Below are 22,350 nucleotides of genomic sequence, written 5' to 3' on the forward strand. Positions count from 1 at the left end.
TTGTGCCCTGTGTGGCCAGTGTTGCGCTAGTGTGTCCCGTTTTCTCTCAGCACTCCATCAGATATCGCAGGCCACAGCGGGTAGGTCCAGTCCCCGAAGTCGCGGTCGGTGAGCACCACCAAGGCCAGGTCAGCGGCCGGATCGACCCATAGGAACGTCCCCGACTGGCCGAAATGCCCGAACGTGCGCGCAGAGTTTGCCGACCCCGTCCAGTGCGGCGATTTTCCGTTCCGGAGCTCGAAGCCCAGCCCCCAGTCGTTCGGCCGTTGCACCCCGAAGCCCGGCAACACCCCGTCGATCCCGGGAAACTGCACTGTCACGGCGTCGTCGTGCAGCTGCTGCGACACCAATGCCGGGCGGAGCAACTCCCGGGCGAATGCCGCCAGATCCCCGACGGTCGAGACACCGCCGAACCCGGCGGCCTGCGTCCCGCCCAACAGAGTGGACTTGGTCATCTGCAGCGGCTCGAAGACCGCCTCGGTCAGATAGCTGGCGAACTCGATGTCGGCGGCATCCTCGACAGCACGCGCCAGCAGTTCGAATCCATAGTTCGAATAGATCCGACGCTGCCCCGGCCGGGCGAGCACCTCGGCCGAGCGCATCGACACGCCCGAGGCGTGAGCCAACAGGTGCCGGATCGTCGAACCGGGCGGGCCCGCCGGAGTGTCGAGTTCGACCGCGCCCTCTTCGATCGCGATCTGCGCGGCACGGGCCACGAGCGGTTTGGTCACCGAGGCCAGCGTGAAGGGTTTGTCCAGATCGCCATGGCCGGCCACCACACCCGAGGGGCCGACCACTGCAGCAGCCGCTGTCTCGACGGGCCAGGTATCGATAACGCGGAGGACTTCGGCGGCGCTCATCGAGACCAAATCTATCGGGCACGCCCCAGACTCCGGGACAGCAACTCCTCGACCATGCTCGCCGCCACCGCATCCACGTCGGCGACCAGGCGACGCAGTCCGACCACCCGCCGGACCAACTCCCCCGGATCGGGGTTCGCAACCGCCGAGAGCCGGTGCACGTCGAGGACCGCGCGGTAAGCCGACTCCGATGAGTCCGGTTCGGTGGCCTCACACCACTGCTGCATCGACTGCGTCCACGACGTCAACCGATCACCTGCGCCCTGGCGGTGCGCCAGGCTCAACGCCCGGCGGTACACATCTGCCGCCCATTCCACCGGCACCGGCTCATCGAGCACCGGCAGCAGCACCTGATCGAGCGCCTGGTAACCGGCCGGATCGCCTGCAGCGGCGGCCGCCACCCCGCCGAGCGCCCGCGCCAGTGTGGCCAAGGCGGCGTCGTCCAAGTTCTCTGCAAGGACGGACAACCGCCGCGTCTCAGCGCCGAATCGGTCGTTGTCGCCGGTATCGACCGCCGTCGCCGCGAGTAGGTATGCCAGGTAACCGTGCGCGGTGGTCTCCGGGACGCCGTCCAGCAGCATCTGCGCCCGCTGCCCCCAACTGCCGGCCAGCGACACGTGACCGCGAGCCAACCAGGCCAGGCCGAGTTCGGCCGCCTTCATCGCGGCCTGCACCGGGTCGGTGCGCAGCAGCCGGGTGTGTACCTGTTCGTTGATCCGCACCGATTCGCGGCCATGACCCTGCCGCCAGGCCGCCGCGGCGTACACGGCAAGATCGTCGGTGTCGAGGGACAGCACGCCGTCGACCCGGCTGAAGGATTCGTAGCTGGTACGCCAGTCATTTCGCTGATACGCAGAGCGTGCGACCACGAGCAGTTGGGTTCGATCGTCGACCACAACCCACGGTAACGCGCGGACGCTCCACCGGGCCGAGATTCAGTGGACGACGAGATCCGGCCACTAATTGGACACCTGTCCGGTTTGCATTAGGTTATAGGCATGAGCCAGACGGTGCGTGGTGTGATTTCTCGGTCCAAAGGTCAGCCGGTCGAACTGGTCGACATCGTCATCCCCGATCCGGGTCCCGGTGAGGTGGTGGTCGACATCATCGCCTGCGGCGTGTGTCATACCGACCTGACCTACCGCGAGGGCGGCATCAACGACGAATACCCGTTCCTGCTCGGCCACGAAGCCGCCGGCACCGTCGAATCCGTCGGTGAAGGTGTGACCCACGTCGAACCCGGCGACTTCGTGATCCTGAACTGGCGCGCGGTGTGCGGGGAATGCCGCGCCTGTAAACGTGGCCGCCCGCACCTGTGCTTCGACACCCACAACGCTGCGCAGAAGATGACGTTGACCGACGGCACCGAACTCACCCCGGCGCTGGGTATCGGCGCGTTCGCCGACAAGACCCTCGTCCACGAAGGCCAGTGCACCAAGGTCGATTCCGAGGCCGACCCGGCCGTGGCCGGCCTGCTGGGCTGCGGTGTGATGGCCGGCATCGGCGCGGCGATCAACACCGGTGCGGTCACCCGAGACGACACCGTCGCCGTCATCGGCTGCGGCGGTGTGGGAGACGCGGCGATCGCCGGTGCCGCTCTGGTCGGCGCGAAGAAGATCATCGCCGTCGACACCGACAACAAGAAGCTGAACTGGGCCCGCGATTTCGGGGCCACTCACACCATCAATGCCCGTGAGCTCGACGCGGTGAAGACCATCCAGGACCTGACCGACGGGTTCGGTGCCGACGTCGTGATCGACGCGGTCGGCCGCCCCGAAACCTGGAAGCAGGCGTTCTACGCGCGCGATCTGGCCGGCACCGTGGTGCTGGTCGGTGTCCCCACCCCGGACATGACCCTGGAGATGCCGCTGGTCGACTTCTTCTCCCGCGGCGGATCTTTGAAGTCCTCCTGGTACGGCGACTGCCTGCCCGAACGTGACTTCCCCACCCTGATCTCGCTGTACCTGCAGGGCCGGCTGCCGTTGGAGAAGTTCGTCTCCGAGCGCATCGGGCTGGATGCGATCGAGGATGCGTTCCACAAGATGCACGCCGGTGAGGTGCTGCGCTCGGTGGTGGTGTTGAAGAAATGAGCGGGCCTTCGCAAATCCAGCGGGTAGTCACCAGCGGCAAGTTCGAACTCGACGGCGGCAGTTGGGACGTCGACAACAACATCTGGCTCGTCGGGGATGACAGTGACGTCATCGTGTTCGACGCCGCCCACACCGCCGCCCCGATCATCGAAGCCGTGGGCGGCCGCAACGTCGTCGCAGTGGTCTGCACCCATGGCCACAACGACCACATCACCGTTGCGCCCGAACTGGGCAAGGCACTGGACGCACCGGTGCTGCTGCACCCCGCCGACGAGATGCTGTGGCGAGTCGTGCACCCCGACAACGACTTCCGCACGGTCGAGGATGATCTCGTGCTGAAGGCCGGCGGCCTCGAACTGCACGCCCTGCACACCCCCGGACACTCCCCCGGCTCGGTGTGCTGGTCGATCCCCGAACTGGGCGCGGTGGTCTCCGGCGACACCCTGTTCCAGGGCGGCCCGGGTGCCACCGGTCGGTCGTTCTCGGACTTCCCGACGATCCTGGACTCCATCTCCAAGCGACTGGGAATGCTGCCCGGAGAAACCGTCGTCTACACCGGTCACGGTGACACCACCACCATCGGCGACGAGATCATCCATTACGACGAATGGGTTGCACGCGGGCATTAGCCCTTGCGGCGGGAAGCGAGTCGATACCCTGACTCAATGGTCGACAGGCCAGTTCGCACCGCGGTGTTGCTTTGCGTGGCACTGCTGGTCTCGATGGCCTGTTCGCCTTCGCCGCCCGAGCCGATGCCGCCACTGCCCGGCACGACCGCCCAGCCCACCACCGGCCAGGCAGCCATTCCGCGGCTTGGGGTCTCGGGAACGTCGCTCACCCTCGATGGCAAACCGGTGTGGCCGATCGGCATCAACGCCTACCAGCTGGCCACCAACTGGTCTGTCAATGCTGGATGCGGCGCACAGGTTGATCTCGACGCGTACTTCGGCAGCCTGCCGGCGCATTCGGTGACGCGGTTCAACGCCTACTCCAGCTTCGCGGTGAACAAATACACCGGACAGCTCGATTTCACCGCGCTGGACGCAGTGTTCCGGGCAGCCGAGCGTCACGGCCAACTCCTGATCGCTGTGCTCACCAGTGACGACGGCGGTTGCGAGAACGACTATTTCAAGGATTACGACTGGTACGCGGGCGGCTGGCGCACCGAGGTCTCGCACGGTCTGCCGATGACGTTCACTGCGTGGCTGGACACCGCCGTCAAGCGCTGGGGCGGCTCGCCATCGGTTGCCGGGTGGACGGCAGTGGGTGAACCCGAACCGTCCTACTGCCTGGATCACACCTGCCATTGGACCAAGCGCAGTTGCCATGCCACCGCCCCGGAAACACTGCGCGCGTTCCTGGACATCTCCGGGGCCCGGATTCGCGAATTGGACCCTGGCGCCATCATCTTCAGCGGTCACGCCGGCGGTGGGCAGTGCGGGTCGGCGGGAGACGAGTTCGAGATGGTGGCCGCCTCCCCCGGCGTCGACGTACTCGAGTACCACTACTACGAGCAGATGGACTATCTGCCCGGAGACCCGTACGACGGGCTACAACGCCGCGTCGCGCAAACTCGTGCCGTAGGTAAGCCGTTGTTTGCCGCCGAGATCGGCATGGAGGCAGGTTCCTGTGCATCGCTGCGGGAGCGGAAACAGGTCCTCGGCGAGGCCATCGAAAAGATGCACGCATTCGGGGCCGCAGGAGCGATGTTCTGGGCTTTCGTGCCGGATCCACGGCCCAGCGAATGCACCCTCGACATCGGTCCCGCCGACCCCTTGCTGTCTATGATCGGCAACACCCCCGGGTAGAGAGGTTGCGATCACGCTGAGCCAGTTCCTTACCGGCAGGCGGCAACGCGCCCATAGTGGCACCCATGACGAGTTCAGATGGGCGGACCGCAGCGGTGATCGGCGCGGGACAAACCGGGGTGACGGCCGCTCTCGGGCTGCTGGACAACGGATTTGCGGTCACCCTCTACAGCGACCGTGATCAACGCAGTTTGCGTGACGACGTTCCGGCCACCGGCACCGCGCTGATCTTCGGGGAGGCCCAGCGGGCCGAGGAGTCGCTGGGTCTGAACACCTATCTGGCCACCGCCCCGACCTTGACCGGGGAAAGTGTGCGCGTGGTGGACGGTTCCGGTCCGGACCGGTCGGAGGAGATCGCCTTTGACGTCGACTTCGACGGCTTCGTCGGGCTCGCGGTGGACACCCGGCTCAAGGCCGATGATCGGCTCACCTTGTTCCAGCAGCGCGGCGGAAGGTTCGTGGTCGAGGCTGTAGACCCGGTGCGCCTGGACGAGATCGCCGCGAGTGTCGACCTCACGCTGGTTGCGACCGGCCGCGGTGGTTTGTCGTCCCTGTTTCCTGTCGACGCCGAGCGCTCCGCCTACGATCGGCCGCAGCGCAGCCTGTTGACGGTGACATTGACCGGTTTACCCTACGGGCCTGAGGTTTTCGCCCACCGCAGCGGTGCGGGGGGCCGACACAGCGCCTTGACGGTGGTCTCCGATCAGGGCGAGGCTTGGTGGGGTGGGTACCTGCACAAGGATGCCGGACCGACGTGGGCGTTCCTGGGCTGGGCCCGCCCCGGTAGCGAGTGGGAGCACCGGTTCGCCGGCGCCCACGACGCGCAATCCGCGCTCGACATCGTCACCGCGCTGCACCGCGACTTCGTCGACTGGGATCTGCCCGAGGTCGGTGAGCTCAGGACCATCGAGGCCGATCCGCACTCGTGGCTCAAAGGCGCCGTCACCCAGGTGGTGCGTGGCGGGGTGGGTCGCACCGCCAGTGGCCATCCAGTGGCCGCGCTGGGCGATACCGCGGTGTCTTACGATCCGATCGCCGGTCAGGGCGCACAAGGCGGCCTGATTCAGGCCGCAGCACTGGTGCGCAAGGCGGCCCAACATGACGGACCGTTCGACGAGGCGTGGCTGCGCAACGCATTCGAGGATTTCTATGCGGACCGGGCACGGGCCGCGCAACTGGTCACCCGGTTGTTCCTGTCCGATCCCGAGCTGGCCGAGTACGGCAACCTGTTCTTCGCGGCGGCGCAGGGCAGCCCAGGGTTCGCCTCGAAACTTTATGGGCTGCTGAATGATCCGAGGCCGGTCGGACGTCTCGACTCGGTGGCCGCCGCCAAGCAGCTGATCACCGAGTTCTCCGGCGAACCGGCCGACGCGTTACTGGAGCGGTTCGTGCCGGTCGGATCCTTCCAGCGCTCCGGCCTGGTGACGCGGGCCGCCTAGCCTCAGCTCCCCAGGATCCGGCGCTTCTCCGCTTCGAACTCGACCTCGGTCAGTGCGCCGGTATCACGCAGGGCAGCAATGGTTTTGAGCTGTTCGAGCCGGACGGCCTGATCGTCGGGAACCTGGGATCCGGAATATGTCGGGGTGTACGTCGGGGTGCCCGTCGGCGGGTAGCCGGGTAGCGGAGTCGGCCGCTTCCCCGAACGGAGGCTCCACATGATCGACAGGCCGAGCGCGACAGCGGCCAGCACCGTCATCCCGATGAAAGGCCACATCACCCAGTAGTAGGGACTGCTGTGCCCGAATGTCAGCCTGGGATTCTGAGACTCGAAGACCGAGGCCTTGGCGTCGATACGGTAGGTCCCTGCCTCCTTGATGTGGGCGGTGAAGACCCGCACCGTGATTTCCCGGTTGGTCTTCGATGAACTGCTCATCGAGTCGGTGATGAGCGGTGTGGCCACTCCGGCCGGCGGGGTGATGGCCAGTTGGATCGGAGGCACCATCACCCCCTTGCCGCCCACGGTGAGGGTCGTGGCGCGGTAGGCGATGTCCACGTCGCCGGCGGGCAACTCCAAACTCGCCGAGCCCGGGATCGGCACCTCGCCGTAGGCATCGTCATCTGCGATGACGAACGCGTTCACCATCACCGAGGCGATGATGCCGAGAACACCGATCACCAAGGCGACGACGGACACGATGATCGCCGTCCGCTGGGCGCCCCCTCCGTTACTCATCGCCGAAGTGTGTCATAGCCGGTCGGTAGCGGGTTACCGTCGGGGTATGCCTCGCGACGACACGCAGAGCACCGAGACCGCCCGACCGGCACGCCGGTTGGCGCTGCGCTATTGGGTGGCGTTGATCTTGGTCGCCCTGGCCGCGATCTTCGTCGCGCAGAACCGTGATCGGGTGGGTGTACACGTGCTCTGGGTGACCGTCGAGTCGCCGATGTGGTTCATCTTGGTCATCATTTTCGTCATGGGCGTACTCATCGGACTGCTGCTGCGTCGGCGACGGCGAACCTGATCATGGCCAGGCCGCGCCGAGCCACACCCCGCCCGCACACCGCCGGAATGAGTTCGGCGATCAAGCTTCTCGAGCTCGCGGCGCACACGGTACCGATCCCGGCAGCGCCTCAACCCGTCGTCATCGCCGACTACGGAGCCGGCACCGCGCACAATTCGATGCAACCGATCAACGCCGCCATCGCGGCGGTGCGCAGCCGCACCCGACCCGAGCACTCGATTCTGGTGACGCACACCGATGTCGCCGACAACGACTTCTCCACGATGTTCCGGATTCTGGAGGAGGATCCGGAGTCCTATCGGTACAGGGATTCGGCCACCTTCAGTTCGGCGATCGGCCGGTCGTTCTACAGCCAGATCCTGCCGTCGAACAGCGTGCACCTGGGCTGGTCGGCCTGGGCGGTAGCACGACTGAGCAAGGTGCCGATGCCGGTCGCCGACCACGTCATCGCGGCCTACAGCAACGACGAGCGGGTGCGCGCCGCCTATGTCAGGCAGGCAGCTCACGATTGGCACGAGTTCATCGCCTTCCGCGGCCGCGAACTGTGTCCGGGTGGTCGCCTGGTGGTGTTGACGACGGCAGTGGACGACGACGGTGATTTGGGCTACCGCCCGCTGTTCCGCGCCGTCGTCGGTGCGCTGACCGAGCTGATTGCCACCGGTGTGGTGAGCGCCGAGGAGGCGACGCGGATGTCGTTGCCGATCGCGGGACGGCGTGCCGTGGATTTCACCGCACCGTTCGCCCCGTCGGGGCGGTTCGAGCGGCTTGAGATCCAGCACGTCGAACTGATCGACGCGGAGGACCGAATCTTCAATGCTTACCGCAGCGACAGGGACGCAGGCGCTTTCGGCACTCGCTGGGCCGACTTCCTCAAGTTCACGGCATTCGCCGATCTGGGGGCGACGCTCGAGGGTGGCCTCGACCGGTTGCCGGTGTTCTACGACCGGCTGCATGCGGGCATCGCGGCGCGGCTGTCCGCCGAGCCCGAGGAGATGCGCATCCCGATCGCCGCGGTGGTGTTGGAGAAGCGCCGGCCGAGCCAGTGATCAAACCGGCGACCAGGCCGGCAGGGCCGCGTCGATCAGATGCGGTCCCGGCTCCGCCAGCGCCGCGCGGAACTGGTCGGCAAGCTCGTCGGCCGTGGTGGCCCGGGCGGCCGGAACTCCGAATCCCTGTGCTATCGAGGCGAAGTCGATGTCCGGACGACTCAGATCAAGCAGTGAACGCGACCGTTCCCCGTTGGCCTGAGTCCCCACCCGCAACAACTCGAGCTGCAGGATGGCATACGCGTGGTTGTTCAGGATCACCACGGTGACGTCGAGCTGTTCGCGGGCCATCGTCCACAGGGCCGAAATGGTGTATGCGGCACTGCCATCGGACTGCAGGGCGATGACCGGTCGGTCCGGCGCGGCGATTGCGGCTCCCACCGCGACCGGCAGGCCCTGTCCGATGGCGCCGCCGGTCAGGGTCAGGACATCGTGGCGCGGAGCGGTTGCAGTGGCCGCCGGCAGAAACACGCCGCTGGTGTTGGCCTCGTCGGAGATGATCGCGTTCTCCGGCAGTAGCGCCGCGATCACCTGCGCCAGGTTCTGTGGATTGAGCGGGCCGGTGGGCAACTCGGTCGGGACGAGCGGCGGCGGGGCGGGTAGTTCACCGCCCAATTCGTCTGCCAGTGCGGCCAATTCATGCACCGACAGAGCACAGACCTCGGCACCTTCGGGCACCAGCACACTCGGCTTGCCCGGATAGGCGAAGAACGACACCGGCGATTTCGCGCCGACCAACACCAGATGCGTTGCCCCGGAGAGTTGTTGGGTGGCCTGCTCGGCCAGGTAGCCGAGCCGCTCGATGGGCGGTACGCCCCGTCCGCGGGCCAGCCGGGCCGGAAAAGTCTCGACCAGCACGCGCACCCCGGTTGCCGCACCGATCCGCGCCGCGGCCCGTAGACCCTCCGTGTGGGTCGCGGCACCGCCCAGCAACACCACCGCGCGCTCCCCCTGGGTGCGCAGCAACTCGGCCGCACGGGCGACATCCAGGAGGCCGGCCGGTCCGTCGCCGACTGGATGTCCGATACCTGTGTCGGGCAAGGTGTTCTGCGGCGCGCTACCCCAGGAATAGTCGGCGGGCAGGACCAGGGTGGCGACACGTCCGGGCGTGCCAGTCGCGCTCTGCACCGCACCGTGCACGGCGGCATCGAGGTCGGCGGCTGATTCGGGCCGGTGCACCGAACCGCCCGTCCAGTACCCGAGCGCATCGATGTCGGACTCCAGCGGCGCGTCGAGCGGTTGATGGTAGGTCGCATGATCGCCGACGACGTTGACCACCGGAGTGAACGCGCGCCGGGCGTTGTGCAGGTTGGCCAGACCGTTGGCCATCCCTGGGCCGAGGTGTAGCAGGGTCGCCGCGGGAGTGCCGGCGATGCGGGCGTATCCGTCGGCGGCTCCGGTGGCGACGCCTTCGAACAGACACAGCACCGGACGCATGGCCGGAGCGGCATCCAGCGCGGCCACGAAATGCATCTCCGAGGTGCCCGGGTTGGCGAAGCACACGTCGACGCCTTCGGCGAGCAGTCGGTTCACCACCACTTCGGCACCGGTGCTCACGAGACGCTCCCCGCGCCGTTTTCAGTTTTCTGCCAGCCGTTGTGCACCCGTCCATATTGGTCGGCAGGCGCTCGGGATGCCACCACCCAACCTTGACTGATTATCAGTCAGTCTGGCACCGTGGGTCTACATCGTCTACATCGGGTCGACATCCCCACGGGCTGAGCGGAGCCAGACATGCGACACCGCGGAATCCACCTTTCCGGCAAGAAGGCTGTGATCACCGGCGCATCGAGCGGGATCGGACGCGAGTTGGCCCTGGCCCTGGCGCAGCGGGGAGCGACGCTCGCGCTCGCGGCCCGCCGCAAGGATCTGCTCGACGACCTCGCCGAGGAGATTTCGGGCACGGGAGTGCCCCGCCCCGCCGTGCTCCCCGTCGATCTGGCCATCCCCGGTTCCGCAGACGAACTCGGCCGCCGGGCCCAGGATGCACTCGGCACGGTGGACATCGCGATCAACAATGCCGGGACCAACCTGACCGGAGCACAATCGCTCGTGGCCGACTCGGCCGCTGCGCGCGCCGTCTTCGAGGTCAATGTCTGGTCCCCGCTGGCGCTCACCTCCGCACTGCTGCCGGCCATGCGGGCCGCCGATTCCGGTGTGATCGTCAACGTCACCTCTACCGTTCAGGCCGTGCCACTCCCCCTGCTCGGCTATTACTCCGCATCCAAAGCTGCTCTGGCCCAGGCGACGAAGTCGCTGCGGCTGGAGCTGGCCGGGACCGGCATCCGGGTGTTGGAGGTCGTACCCGGTGCGACCGACACAGCGCTGCGCGACATCGATGAGCTGCCGTGGAAGACCACCCCGCCACCGACGTTGCCGCCGGTGGCGCCTGCGTCCACCGCCGCGGCCATCGTCCGCGGGCTGGAGCGCGGCGCCCGGCGGGTCGTCCATCCACGCTATTCGCTTCTCCCCCTGGAGGTTCCAGCCTTGGGCCGAATGCTCGCCACAGCGGGCGGCCGGCGGGTCGATACCCGCGGCGCACTGGCTGGGCCAATTCGGTGACCGCGCAAGCCAAGTCGACCGATCGGCGTCAGCTCATCATCGATGCGGCCCGGAGACTTTTCGCGACGCGGCCCTACGATCAGGTCACCACAGCACAAGTCGCCAAGGATGCCGGGGTGGCCTACGGCTTGATCGCCCACCATTTCACCCACAAACGTGGCCTGTATCTGGCGGTGATGAACGAGATTGCCGAGGAGATCGCCGCGGTTCAGACCGCCGCCGCACCGCCGGGTGCGAGCCTGGCAGATCAGTTACGCCATGCCCTGCGCAGCCATATCGCCCACATCGATTCGTACTCGGGCAGTTTCGTCGCGCTGCTGCGGGGCGCGCTGGGCGCCGATCCCGAACATCAGTCGGCCGTCGAACACCTCCGATGGTTGGGCGCCCAGAGAATTCTGTCGGCCCTGGGCATCACCGAGCCCATCACGTCAACCCTGCGCACCGCCATGCACGGTTGGATCGGTTTCCTCGACGAGATGATGATCGACCGCATCACCCACCACGATGTGGACATCGATGTCCTCGTCGACCTCGCCGCTGCCGCGTTGGCCGTTACGTTGCGTACCGCAGCCGCACTCGACGATTCCATCATCTACACCTCCGAGGCGACGGCCGCCATCGACGCGATCACGCGAGGCTGAGCGGGGCAACGGCCCAGCTCATACACCGAAGCGGAGCGGGATGGCCAGCGGCCCAGACCCCACTACCGCCCGGCGTCGGGTAGATGACGGGTGGCGACGTCGTGCACCATCAATGCAGATGAAAACTCCATGGCGGTCGCCGGATCGGCAAGGTTCACCTCGCACAACTGCTCGATGCGTCGAAGTCGTTGCGCGACGGTGTTGGAATGGATCACCAGCGCCTTGGCGGTCGCGTTGCGGTCATGCCTGTTTGCGAAGTAGCTCCGCAACGTCGTCATCAACTCGGTGCGATGGTTCGCGTCATAGTCGATCACCGGCTTGAGAGTTCGAGCGGCGAACGCCGCGAGTTTGGCCGGCTCGTTCAGTTGGAGCAGCAATCCGACGAGACCGAGATCCTCGAGGGTGACGGTAGTGCCGGATCTGCCGCCCTGCAGCGCGATATCCAACGCTCCCTTGGCAATGTGGTAGGCCTCGCCCACGCTGTCGGCGCAGGACGCAGCGACGGCGGCAGTGGCCGTGATCTCCTGTGAAACTTGGGCAATCGCTCGCTGGACTATGACGCCGGGCGGGTCGCTGGTGTCAGACGCCTCCGGCCACAGCGTGACGAGCATGCCGCCGTGCATCGCCGCCAACGGCTTCGGCCGGTAGGCCGAGCTCAACTCCGTCACCGCCGCCAGTGCACGCTGCCACGCCAGGCGGGCGGCCACGTCGGTGGACCCGGTCAGCGTTGCCACGATTGCGACGTGAGGGATGCTGAGGTCATGACCAAGCCGGCGGGCACGGGTCAACAAGGGGTTGGACAGGGATCCACTGCTGGACAACACATCGGTCAGCAACTCCCCGCTGAGCCGCCTTTCCACCTCGGCCGCCGTCTGTTCTCGCAGCAGCTCGACCGATATCACGATGGACGCGTGTTCGACGGCCCGAACCTGGAGTGGGTCAAGCGTTTCGGCGTCGCCCGGGAACCAGATTCGTGCGGCCACTTCTGTTCCCAACCGCACGCGGGCAACGAGCCACCCACCGAGGTCGCCGTCGACATCGGCGACAGCCTCGACCGTCGCCGTGGCCTCGGTAGACATGCATTCGGCCGCTGCCGAACGTGCTGCGGGAGTGGGAAATTCGATAACGTCCCCAGTGCGGGCCAGCTCAGCTTGGCGCCCGTCATCGATCAGCACCGGTCGGCCGATGAGATCGCTCAGCGCGGCAGCGATCCCAGTGATCCCACCGGAACGCAATGTGACCGCCAACAGCCGCTCGTGGATCTGTTCTGATCGCGCCAACGCGTCGCGTTGTTCACGCAATGAGCCCGTGAGCGTGCGCAACTCGTCGAGACGGCGAGCGGAAGTGACTGCGATAGCTGCATGGTTGGCCAACAGGATCAGCCGCTCGATCTCATACCGAGTGAATGTGTGCACTGAGGCGTAGTAGCCGTTAAGGGTCCCCAGTATGTCAGCGCCGGCCACCAGCGGTACCGCCACGATGGCACGGTATCCCTGTTCTTGTGCGACGCCGGCCCAGAGCGCGAACTCAGGCTCGCCGCGCACGTCCCGAATGGACACGGGTTCGCCCCGATGGAATGCCCGGCTCGAGGGTGATCCGCTGTCGAGCCGGATCGGCCTGTCGGAATTGACTCGTTGGACGTACTCCTCCGACAAACCGCTCCATCCCTGAACCACCAGCCGATCACGATTCGAATCGGGGATGAGGACACCGCAGAAGTCGAAACCCAGCAGTGTCCGCGCTGTGTCGGCAACCAGACAGAGCACCTCCCGCAAATCGGTATCGGCACAGGCCTGAGCGCTAAGAGTCCTTAGCGCTGCCAGCCACGTCACCAGTTCCGCACCGGGCCGTTGATTGTCCGTCGAGGAAGCCACGCGATCAGTGTGCCGTAGCCCGAGGTGTCGCGCGAGACATAAATTGAGAAGAATTATGTCTCGCGAAACATTGAACGGCTGCGTCGGTGTGACGACACTCATGTTCCATGACCCACGTCTCACTGGAGAGCACATCCCCCGCGCCGACTTCGGCCGTTCAGCCCGGCCAGTTTCGCGACATTCTCAACCCCGCCACCGGCGAGGTCATCGCCACGCTTCCAGAACACGGCGAGCGCGAAGTGGACGCCGCAGTTTCCGCCGCGCGCAGGGCATTCGAGGTCGGGCCGTGGCCGAGTATGGTCCGCAGCGACCGCGCCAAACTCCTGCTGCACATCGCCGATGCCATCGAGAACTCCAGTGAGACGCTCTACAGCCTCGAAACCCGCAACAATGGCCGGCCGATCACCGAGACCCGGGCGCAGCTGTCCCGAGTACCGGAATGGTTCCGGTACAACGCCGGACTGTTGGCTGCTCAGCGCCAGGCCGTACTTCCTGGGGATGGCCCCTACCTCTCTTATCAGCAACGGCTGCCGCTCGGCGTGTGTGGCATCATCACCCCGTTCAACCATCCGATGCTCATCTTGGCGCGCAGCCTGTCAGCGGCGCTGGCCAACGGAAACACCGTGGTGGTCAAGCCATCCGAGCTGACTCCGCTCACTACCCTGGCCCTCGCCGACATCCTCGCCGAGGCGGGGTTGCCCGACGGTGTACTGAACGTCGTCACAGGTGCCCGCGCGGCCGGCGAGCGTCTGACCCACCATCCTGATATCGCCAAGATCACGCTCACCGGTGGCACCGAGGCCGGCCGCTCGGCGGCGGTCGCGACGGCGTCGCGGTTCGCCCGCATCACGGCCGAACTCGGCGGCAAGACGCCGGTGCTGCTGTTCGACGACGTCGACCCCGCCATCGCCGCGGAGGGCGCGGCATTCGCGGCTTTCGTCGCGGCCGGTCAGTCGTGCGTGGCCGGTTCGCGATTCCTGGTGCAGCGCGGCATCTACGACGAATTCGTCGATGCCCTCGCCGCCCGCGCACAGGCGATTCGACTCGGTGATCCGGCATTGCCCGCCACGCAGATGGGGCCACTCATCAGCGCCCGCCAGCGCGACAAGGTGGTGGCCCTGATCGAGAGCGGCCTCGATGAGGGCGCCACTCTCAAGGCCGGCGGCCGGACCCCTTCTCTACCAAGCCCATTCGACCACGGATTCTTCCTGTCGCCCACCGTGCTCTCGGACGCCACCATGACCATGACCGTCGCGCGTGAAGAGATCTTCGGTCCGGTGGCGGTGGTCATTCCCTTCGATGACGAGCGCCACGCCGTCCACATGGCCAACGACAACCCCTACGGGCTTGGTGCCGGCCTGTGGACCACCGACGTAAGCCGGGCACACCGGGTCGCAGCCCAGATCAACGCGGGCATGGTGTGGGTCAACGACCACCACCGCCTCGAACCGTCACTGCCCTGGGGCGGCATCAAGGAGTCCGGATCCGGAAAAGACGCCGGCACAGAATCATTCGAGGATTTCTCCTGGGTGAAGACGATCGTGGTGCGCACCGCGGCCGACCACGTCGACTGGTATGGCGACCAGCCGCAGCGCCGCCTCAACTGACCCTTCCCCGAAAACCTCGAAAGGAACATCCATGTCCACCGGACGTTGGCATCAGGACATCACCCGAACACAATGGCTCGTTCTGGCGGGCACCACCTTGGGGTGGGGACTCGACGGCTTCGCAGGTAGTCTCTACGTGCTCGTTCTGGGTCCGGCCATGAACGAACTCCTTCCCAACAGCGGGATCGGCACTGACGGAGCGGCAATCGGCTTCTACGGCGGGCTGACCGTCGCGCTGTTCCTCACCGGCTGGGCCACCGGAGGCATCCTCTTCGGGATGCTCGCCGACTACTTCGGCCGCACCCGGGTGTTGTCGGTCGGCATCCTTACCTACGCCGTTTTCAGCGCTCTGGCGGTGTTCGCCGAAACCTGGTGGCAACTCGGCATTCTGCGCTTCATCGCGGGCCTCGGCTCCGGGGTCGAGGCCCCGGTGGGCGCGGCACTCATCGCAGAATCCTGGCGCAACCGCTTCCGGGCCCGTGCAGGCGGGGTCATGATGGCCGGATACGCGGCCGGGTTCTTCATGGCAGCCGCGGCGTACGCGCTGCTCGGCGATCACGGCTGGCGCGCCATGATGCTGCTCGCAGGCATCCCGGCCCTAGTGGTCTGGTTCATCCGCCGCTACGTACCCGAGCCGCCCGAGATCGGCGCCCATCTGCAGGCCCGAAAGGAACGGAAAGCGCTCGGCCGAAACCACGATCACGATCGATTCGTGCTGCGGCGTCTCTTCACTCCCCCGATGCTGCACCCGATGCTGGTGTGCACCGCACTGGCTACCGGAGCACTCATCTCGTTCTGGAGTGTATCCACCTGGTACCCGCAAATCATCCGGCAGATGACCACCGCTGACGGCCTGGGCCGAGCCGTAGCCGACCACCGGGTCGCGGTGGCAGCCATGCTCTTCAATGCCGGCGGTATCATCGGTTATGCCGCATGGGGTTTCATCGCTGACGCCATCGGGCGGAAGAAAGCCTTCCTGATCAGCTTCGTGGTCTCGGCCGCCGCGATCGCTTGGGCGTTCCCGATCGACCGCAGCTACACCGAGATGCTCGTGGCCATGCCCCTCCTCGGCTTCGGCTTGTTCGGCGCGCTGTCGGGCACCTTCATCTACGGTCCAGAACTGTTCCCGCCCAGTGTGCGCGCCACCGCGCTGGCGATCTGCAACAGCGTGGGCCGCTACATCACCGCACTGGGACCTTTCACCGCAGGTGTGGTCGCCGCCTCGTGGTTCGGCGGAAACCTCGGCATCGCCACGGCATCGGTGTCTGCGATCGGCCTGATCGCCGTCGTCGGTCTTGCTTTCGCGCGCGAAACCCGCGGCGAGCCAATGCCGGTCGACCACAACGCCGTCCAAGACCTTCCACTGAGCGAAAAGAGCGCGTCATGACCGAATACGCCAATGCGTCGGCGATCGTCGTCGGAGGATCCATCGGAGGGCTGACGACGGCCCTGCTGTTGCGCGACCTGGGATTCCACGTCGATGTCTACGAACGCACCCCGGTCCCCCTGGACGGCCGCGGCAGCGGCATCGTCCTGCAACCCGATACCGTGCGCTGGTTCGCCGAACGCAGCCACCAGAAACTTGCCGGCCTGCACACCGCCACCGACTTCGTGCAGTACCTCGACCCCAGCGGAGCGGTCATCCACCGCGAACGCGCGGTGTGGACCTACACCTCGTGGGGCACGTTCTACCGGGCTCTGCTTGCCGACTTCGGCACCGAGCACTACCACTACGGCGAGTTCGCCTGCGGCTTCGACCAGGATGCCGACACGGTAACCGTGCGGTTTGTCAGCGGAAGAACTGCCCGCGCCGCCCTCGTGGTGTTCGCCGACGGCATCAGCTCCCCGGCACGCGAATCCTTCGACCGTGACGCCAAACTCGCCTATTCGGGATATGTCGGCTGGCGGGGCACTGTCTCGCTGTCAGAACTCAGCGCGCAGACCCGCGAAACTCTTAGCGACGCCATCACCTACACCGTTATCCCGAATTCCCACATCACCATGTACCCGATACCCGGAGAGGACAGCCTCAACGAAGCCGACCGCCTGATGAACTACGTCTGGTACCGCAACGTTTCGGCCGGCCCTCAGCTCACTGAGCTGCTCACTGACAAGCGGGGGTTCACCGGATCGGTGTCCGTGCACCCCGGACAGGTACAGGACCGCTTCGTCACCGAACTGCGCGCGGCCGCCGGCCGGCAGCTGGCCCCCGCGGTGGCCGAGGTGGTCGCCGCCACCGCCCAGCCCTATCTTCAGGTGTTGTCGGACGTGCGGTCCTCGCGGATGGCGCTCGGCCGGGCTGCACTGATCGGAGATGCCGCGTGTGCATCGCGGCCACACGCGGCGGCGGGAACCGCCAAGGCCGCCGCGGACGGCTGGGCCCTGGCCGACGCCTTGTCCACCTCATCGGGCGACATCACCTCAGCTCTGTCGAAGTGGGAGCCGGCTCAGCTGCAGCTCAGCGACACGCTGCTACGGCGAGTCGTCGACATGGGCGAACGCTCCCAGTTCCGCAACACCTGGACACCCGGCGACCCGGATCTGCGGTTCGGCCTGTACGGGCCCGGGCACTGAAACCCTTCACTACGAGAGGAACTCGACGATGAACGACGACAACTACCTGACCGACCTGCCGCTGGCCGGTGAATTGGTGGCCACCGACTTCGAAAGTTGGCCCGATTGGCTCAAGACGGAATTCGCCGACCATGCATTCGATGGACACGTCGGATCCCGCCTTCTCAGCGAGGATTCGCGCGTGCGGGTCTGGGAAATCCGGTTGGCACCCGGTGAGCGCTGGCACGCACACCGCCACGTTCTCGATTACTTCTGGACCGCGATCAATGCCGGCCGCAGCCGCCAGCACACCCACGACGGCTCCGTCCGTGAGGTCTTCTACCACGCCGGCGAGACCCGCCACTTCCATTTCGGTCCAGGCGAATTCCTGTTGCACGACATCGAGAACATCGGAGACACCGAGCTGGTCTTCACCACGGTCGAGCACCTGGACAGCGACAACACCGCGTTGGACATCGCATGATGAGCACCGACACACACTCGCAGGGCGTCATCGACGTCCACGCACACTGGCTCCCGCGCGACCTGTTCGGGTTGCCGGCCGGCACACCGTACGGAACGATGAACGACCGGGAAGGCCAGCTGTATCTCGGCGACCTGCCGTTGTCGATCGCCACCGAGGCGATGAGCGACGAGGCCGCCATTATCGAGGACATGGCACGTGCCGGGGTCGCGGTGCGGGTGCTCTCAGCGCCACCATTCGCTTTTCCGCTCACCGACGAAGCGGCCGCTGCCGACTACGCCCAGGCCTTCAACACCGCACTGGCCGATCTCGTGCGCCGGGCGGACGGAAAGCTGCTGGGCCTGGGGATCGTCAGCCTGGGCACACCGGAACTGGTGACCACCCAGCTCACCGCCCTGCGTGACACCGACGGCATTGCCGGGGTCGCCATCCCCCCGGTGGTCGACGGTGGGTCACTGCACCGCGGAATTCTGCGGCACATCGTTTCCGAGGCTGCCCGCCTCGACCTTTCCGTACTGGTTCATCCCATGCAGATCGGGCGACCGGAATGGGCGGACTACTACCTGGCCAACCTCATCGGGAACCCGGTCGAAACCGCCACCGCAGTCGCGAATCTGATCCTCAGCGGACTCAAGGATGAGCTGCCGGCGCTGCGCATCTGCTTCCTGCACGGCGGTGGCTGCGCCCCGGGATTGCTCGGCCGCTGGGATCACGGTTGGCGTGCCCGCGCCGACGTGCGAGCAGAATGCGCCCGGGTGCCCTCAGAGGTGATCCGCGACCTCTACTTCGACACCGTCACCCATGATGTACCCCAGCTCGAGCTGCTCTGCGAGATTGCAGGCGAAGAGAAGGTCGTGTGCGGGAGTGACTACCCGTTCGACATGGCAGAAGCCGACCCCGTACGGTTCGCGGTCAAACACGGCCCCGACGAGAACGCATTGGCGCGGGCGGCGCGAGCTTTTCTTGGGATGAACTGATGCCCGGCCTCTTCAGCCCCCTGACCCTGCGCGATGTCACGTTCGCCCACCGGGCGTGGATGTCGCCGATGATGCAGTTCGCAGCGGTCGTCGACGGACCCGAGGCCGGCACCCCCACCGATTGGCACCTGCAACATTTCGGTGCACGTGCGATCGGTGGAGTCGCACTGGCGATGGTCGAGGCCACCGCCGTCGAGCCCGTGGGCCGCAGTAGCATCTACGACCTCGGATTGTGGAACGACGCACAGCTACCCGGATTTCGGCGATTGACCGGTTTCGTCTCTGGGCAGGGCGCCGTCCCCGGAATCCAGATCGTGCACGCCGGCCGGAAGGGATCCACCGGCCGCCCATGGCCCGACCCGACCCGCCAACCCGAGCCCTGGAGGACAGTGAGTCCCAGTCCGATAGCCTTCGGCCGCCACCCTGTTCCCGACGAACTGAGCCGCGCTGAGATCGGACGCATCGTGACGGCCTTCGCCGACGCGGCCCGCCGGGCGGCCGCCGCGGGGTTCCGGGTCCTCGAAATCCACGGAGCCCATGGCTATCTCATTCACCAGTTTCTGTCACCGCAAGCGAACGTGCGCACCGACGAGTACGGCGGGACGCTCGAGAATCGGACGCGATTCGCCCTGGAGGTGGCCACCGCGGTGCGGGAGGCCTGGCCCGACCACCTGCCGCTGTTCTTCCGAGTGTCGGCGACCGACTGGCTTGCCGGTGACACCGACGACCCGCGTCCCGGATGGACCGTCGAAGACACCGTCGCGCTGGCCACCGGGTTGAAGACGGCAGGTGTCGACCTGGTCGATGTCTCCTCCGGAGGAGTCGTTCCCGACGCCAGGATTCCGGTGTTTCCGGGCTACCAGGTGCCGTTCGCCAAGCGGGTGCGGGCCGAGGCTGACATCCCGACGGCATCCGTCGGGTTGATCACCGAAGCCGAACAGGCCGAAGCGATCATCTCCGGAGGCGAAGCCGATGCCGTCTTCGTGGCGCGGGCACTGCTGCGCAATCCGAACTGGGTCCGTGACGCTGGCCGGCGTACCGGCGTGGCCCTGCCCTACCCGCCCCAATACAGCCGTGCCTTCACATGAGCTCTGCGTGGCATGCGCGACATCGAGCTATGAGACATGATGGAGGCACCATGGGAGAGCCGGTGAGCCGTGTCGAAGGAGTCGACAAGGTGACCGGACGGGCTCGCTACACCGCCGATGTTGTCATCCCCGGCTTGTTGCATGCGGTGTTGGTGCAGACGCAGATCCCGCACGGGCATGTCATCGAGCAGTCGCTGCGCCACACCGCGGATCGAGTCAGCCGGGCACCTGGTGTTCTGCACGTCCTCACGCCGATGAATTGCCCTGCGCTACAGCAATTGCCGCGCGAGCTCACCTTTGACCTGCCGTTGGAGCGGCGGCCGCCGCTGTCCGATCTGACCGTGCAGTACGTCGGTCAGCACCTGGCGGTAGTCGTCGCCGACTCACTGGAGAACGCCACGGAGGCGGCATCTCAGTTCGTCGTGGACTATGAGATGTTGCCGGCACAGATGAGGGCCCGCACGGTGCTCGAGCAGCCAACCGCCCCGGATGAGAAAGGCGGACAGATCCGCCACGGGAGCTACCTCCCGGACCACTTCGTGAAACTCGAAGAAGAGAAACTGCAGGACCGCCGTGGCGAGAGACCTCGCCACGACACCCCAGGCAACCGTGTCGATGCTTGCTACACGACACCGATGAATGCCCATTACCCAATCGAGTTGTCGTCGACCATCGCCCAGTGGGACGGTGACCGCTGACCGTGCACGACAGCACCCGGTGGATCGCGGGCGAACAGGCCACGCTGGCAGCCTATCTGGGTATGCCCGAGGACCGGATCCGCATCCTTTCGCCATTGGTGGGTGGCGCATTCGGGTCCAAGAGCTTCCTGTGGATGCACGTCGTCCTGTGTGCTGTCGCCAGCCGGGCCGTCGGCAGGCCCGTCAAGCTGGTGCTCACCCGCGACCAGATGTTCACCTCCACCGGACATCGCCCGCGCACCGAACAAGACGTCACCCTCATCGCCGATCAGAACGCACAGATTCTCAGCACCGAACATCACACCGTGACCGAGACGTCCACGGTGGCCCACTTCTGCGAGCCCGCAGGCATTTCCACCAGATTCCTCTACACCTCACCGCATCTCGTGGTGTCTCACCGCGCAGCCCGGATCAATGCACCCACTCCGTGTTTCATGCGTGGCCCCGGTGAGGCGCCGGGTTTGTTCGCCCTCGAAGTTGCCATTGACGAACTTGCCGAACGTAGCGGAGTCGATCCTCTGGAACTTCGTATCCGCAATCACGCCGACATCGACCAGGCCAGCGGGAAGCCCTGGTCGGGTAAGCATCTGCTGCAGTGTTACCGGGCCGGTGCACAAAGATTCGGGTGGCACGATCGCCCGGCCGCACCGCGGGCGATACGGCGCCCTGGAGTCCAAATCGGTTGGGGAATGGCCACGGCCACCTATCCCGGGCGCCGAATGCCGGCCGGATGTCGAGTGGACACCGACGCAGACGGATTCGTGCACTTCTCCTCGGCTACCCATGAGATCGGCACTGGTGTACGCACCGTGATGACGCAGGTGGCCGCCGACGCGACCGGCCTAACCATGGACCGGGTGAGCTTCATGTCGGGTGATTCGTCGTTCCCTTCAGCGCCCTACAGCGGCGCATCACAGACGACTGCCACGGTGGGCTCCGCCGTGTTCGTGGCCGGAGCCGAATGGAAGCGTCGATTCATCGCAGCTCTGACGGCCGACCGTGGTTCGCTGTACTTCGGCACCGATCCGGCGACCGTGGACATCACCGCCCTGAGCCCCGCCGCCGCGGCGGCTTACCGCGACCAGTTGAGCTTCTCGACCAGCAGTGATGACGGTGGTCAGGAGACACACGCAGTTCAGTCGTTCGGCGCGCATTTCTGCGAAGTCGAGGTTGACGAAGACATCGGAAGGGCCAGTGTCGTCCGGTGGGTGGCCGTGATGGATTGCGGTCGGGTGCTCAATCCGAAGCTGGCCCGCAGCCAGGTGATGGGCGGCATCACTTTTGGCCTCGGCATGGCACTGATGGAACACGTTCCCTACGACGAGGCGTCCGCACTGCCGCTCGGTGAGTACTACCTGCCCACGCATGCCGATCGCCCAGAATTCGACATCACATTCCTCGAGCATCCCGACTACGCACTGGACCCGATCGGTGTGCGCGGCATCGGTGAGATCGGCACCTGCGGCGTGCCGGCTGCCATTGCCAATGCCATTCACCACGCCACCGGCAAACGACTGCGTGACCTGCCCATCACTCTGGAGGATCTCATGGCGCCCTACCAGTTCCCGAAAGCCGGGTCGTGAACAACAGCGAGATCTGT

General features: G+C 66.2%; 21 protein-coding genes. 16 read left to right on the forward strand and 5 right to left on the reverse strand.

Features of this window, described 5'->3' with window-relative positions:
- Positions 1-26: 26 nt before the first annotated feature.
- Both A5779_RS00895 and A5779_RS00900 read right to left on the reverse strand, forming a co-directional pair.
- Positions 27-860 carry a serine hydrolase domain-containing protein gene (locus A5779_RS00895; protein WP_064878042.1) on the reverse strand — a complete coding sequence of 278 codons (834 nt, stop codon included), beginning with the start codon at positions 858-860 and terminating at the stop codon, positions 27-29.
- 11 nt (positions 861-871) lie between these two features.
- Entirely contained in the window at positions 872-1,756 is an 885-nt protein-coding gene (locus tag A5779_RS00900) for a chemotaxis protein CheY (protein WP_174554326.1), read from the reverse strand.
- A 102-nt stretch (positions 1,757-1,858) separates the two neighbouring features.
- On the opposite strand from A5779_RS00900, the gene A5779_RS00905 reads away from it, so the two are divergent.
- From A5779_RS00905 to A5779_RS00920, 4 genes are all read left to right on the forward strand, one after another.
- A complete protein-coding gene (locus A5779_RS00905; RefSeq protein ID WP_064878044.1) occupies positions 1,859-2,950 on the forward strand; it encodes an S-(hydroxymethyl)mycothiol dehydrogenase in 1,092 nt (363 codons plus the stop codon).
- Positions 2,947-3,579, forward strand: a complete 633-nt coding sequence (locus A5779_RS00910; RefSeq protein WP_064878045.1) for an MBL fold metallo-hydrolase — start codon at positions 2,947-2,949, stop codon at positions 3,577-3,579. Before A5779_RS00905 ends, A5779_RS00910 begins: the two co-directional genes overlap by 4 nt.
- A 36-nt stretch (positions 3,580-3,615) precedes the next feature.
- Positions 3,616-4,758, forward strand: coding sequence for a hypothetical protein (locus A5779_RS00915; RefSeq protein ID WP_082941462.1), 1,143 nt, complete (start codon positions 3,616-3,618; stop codon positions 4,756-4,758).
- A 65-nt stretch (positions 4,759-4,823) separates the two neighbouring features.
- The gene (locus A5779_RS00920) at positions 4,824-6,197 is read left to right on the forward strand and encodes a styrene monooxygenase/indole monooxygenase family protein (protein ID WP_064878047.1); all 1,374 of its coding nucleotides are present in this window, start codon (positions 4,824-4,826) and stop codon (positions 6,195-6,197) included.
- Between the two features lie 2 nt (positions 6,198-6,199).
- Here A5779_RS00920 and A5779_RS00925 read toward each other — a convergent pair whose 3' ends face one another.
- Positions 6,200-6,931, reverse strand: coding sequence for an SHOCT domain-containing protein (locus A5779_RS00925; RefSeq protein WP_064878049.1), 732 nt, complete (start codon positions 6,929-6,931; stop codon positions 6,200-6,202).
- Between the two features lie 46 nt (positions 6,932-6,977).
- On the opposite strand from A5779_RS00925, the gene A5779_RS00930 reads away from it, so the two are divergent.
- A complete protein-coding gene (locus tag A5779_RS00930) occupies positions 6,978-7,220 on the forward strand; it encodes an LPXTG cell wall anchor domain-containing protein (RefSeq protein ID WP_064878050.1) in 243 nt (80 codons plus the stop codon).
- Positions 7,221-7,267: 47 nt separating this feature from the next.
- Positions 7,268-8,266 carry a class I SAM-dependent methyltransferase gene (locus A5779_RS00935; RefSeq protein ID WP_110776770.1) on the forward strand — a complete coding sequence of 333 codons (999 nt, stop codon included), beginning with the start codon at positions 7,268-7,270 and terminating at the stop codon, positions 8,264-8,266.
- Here A5779_RS00935 and A5779_RS00940 read toward each other — a convergent pair whose 3' ends face one another.
- Positions 8,267-9,823 (reverse strand): acetolactate synthase large subunit, encoded by a 1,557-nt coding sequence (locus A5779_RS00940; RefSeq protein WP_064878054.1) that lies wholly within the window; start codon positions 9,821-9,823, stop codon positions 8,267-8,269.
- 177 nt (positions 9,824-10,000) lie between these two features.
- On the opposite strand from A5779_RS00940, the gene A5779_RS00945 reads away from it, so the two are divergent.
- Positions 10,001-10,828, forward strand: a complete 828-nt coding sequence (locus tag A5779_RS00945; protein ID WP_003885780.1) for an SDR family NAD(P)-dependent oxidoreductase — start codon at positions 10,001-10,003, stop codon at positions 10,826-10,828.
- Positions 10,825-11,469, forward strand: coding sequence for a TetR/AcrR family transcriptional regulator (locus tag A5779_RS00950; RefSeq protein ID WP_064878056.1), 645 nt, complete (start codon positions 10,825-10,827; stop codon positions 11,467-11,469). Before A5779_RS00945 ends, A5779_RS00950 begins: the two co-directional genes overlap by 4 nt.
- Positions 11,470-11,531: 62 nt before the next feature.
- Here the strand turns inward: A5779_RS00950 and A5779_RS00955 are convergent, their stop codons facing one another.
- A complete protein-coding gene (locus tag A5779_RS00955; RefSeq protein ID WP_225592830.1) occupies positions 11,532-13,343 on the reverse strand; it encodes a helix-turn-helix domain-containing protein in 1,812 nt (603 codons plus the stop codon).
- Positions 13,344-13,450: 107 nt separating this feature from the next.
- Between A5779_RS00955 and A5779_RS00960 the strand changes: the two genes are divergently transcribed.
- The 8 genes from A5779_RS00960 to A5779_RS00990 all read left to right on the forward strand — a co-directional run bounded on the left by A5779_RS00960 (position 13,451) and on the right by A5779_RS00990 (position 22,333).
- Positions 13,451-14,950 carry an aldehyde dehydrogenase gene (locus A5779_RS00960; RefSeq protein ID WP_110776764.1) on the forward strand — a complete coding sequence of 500 codons (1,500 nt, stop codon included), beginning with the start codon at positions 13,451-13,453 and terminating at the stop codon, positions 14,948-14,950.
- Between the two features lie 31 nt (positions 14,951-14,981).
- On the forward strand, positions 14,982-16,337 hold the full coding sequence (locus A5779_RS00965; RefSeq protein ID WP_064878058.1) for an MFS transporter: 1,356 nt from the start codon (positions 14,982-14,984) through the stop codon (positions 16,335-16,337).
- Positions 16,334-17,524 carry an FAD binding domain-containing protein gene (locus tag A5779_RS00970; RefSeq protein ID WP_064878060.1) on the forward strand — a complete coding sequence of 397 codons (1,191 nt, stop codon included), beginning with the start codon at positions 16,334-16,336 and terminating at the stop codon, positions 17,522-17,524. The genes A5779_RS00965 and A5779_RS00970 overlap by 4 nt, the downstream gene beginning before the upstream one ends.
- A gap of 28 nt (positions 17,525-17,552) precedes the next feature.
- Positions 17,553-17,987, forward strand: a complete 435-nt coding sequence (locus tag A5779_RS00975; protein ID WP_003885786.1) for a cupin domain-containing protein — start codon at positions 17,553-17,555, stop codon at positions 17,985-17,987.
- The gene (locus A5779_RS00980) at positions 17,987-18,964 is read left to right on the forward strand and encodes an amidohydrolase family protein (RefSeq protein WP_003885787.1); all 978 of its coding nucleotides are present in this window, start codon (positions 17,987-17,989) and stop codon (positions 18,962-18,964) included. Before A5779_RS00975 ends, A5779_RS00980 begins: the two co-directional genes overlap by 1 nt.
- Positions 18,964-20,052, forward strand: a complete 1,089-nt coding sequence (locus A5779_RS00985; RefSeq protein WP_038564638.1) for an NADH:flavin oxidoreductase/NADH oxidase — start codon at positions 18,964-18,966, stop codon at positions 20,050-20,052. The genes A5779_RS00980 and A5779_RS00985 overlap by 1 nt, the downstream gene beginning before the upstream one ends.
- A gap of 62 nt (positions 20,053-20,114) precedes the next feature.
- Positions 20,115-20,750, forward strand: coding sequence for a xanthine dehydrogenase family protein molybdopterin-binding subunit (locus tag A5779_RS34350; protein WP_236734606.1), 636 nt, complete (start codon positions 20,115-20,117; stop codon positions 20,748-20,750).
- 2 nt (positions 20,751-20,752) lie between these two features.
- Positions 20,753-22,333, forward strand: coding sequence for a xanthine dehydrogenase family protein molybdopterin-binding subunit (locus A5779_RS00990; RefSeq protein WP_236734607.1), 1,581 nt, complete (start codon positions 20,753-20,755; stop codon positions 22,331-22,333).
- The last annotated feature ends 17 nt before the right edge of the window (positions 22,334-22,350 follow it).

The organism is Mycolicibacterium peregrinum (assembly GCF_001665625.1).
Lineage (GTDB): Bacteria > Actinomycetota > Actinomycetes > Mycobacteriales > Mycobacteriaceae > Mycobacterium > Mycobacterium peregrinum_B.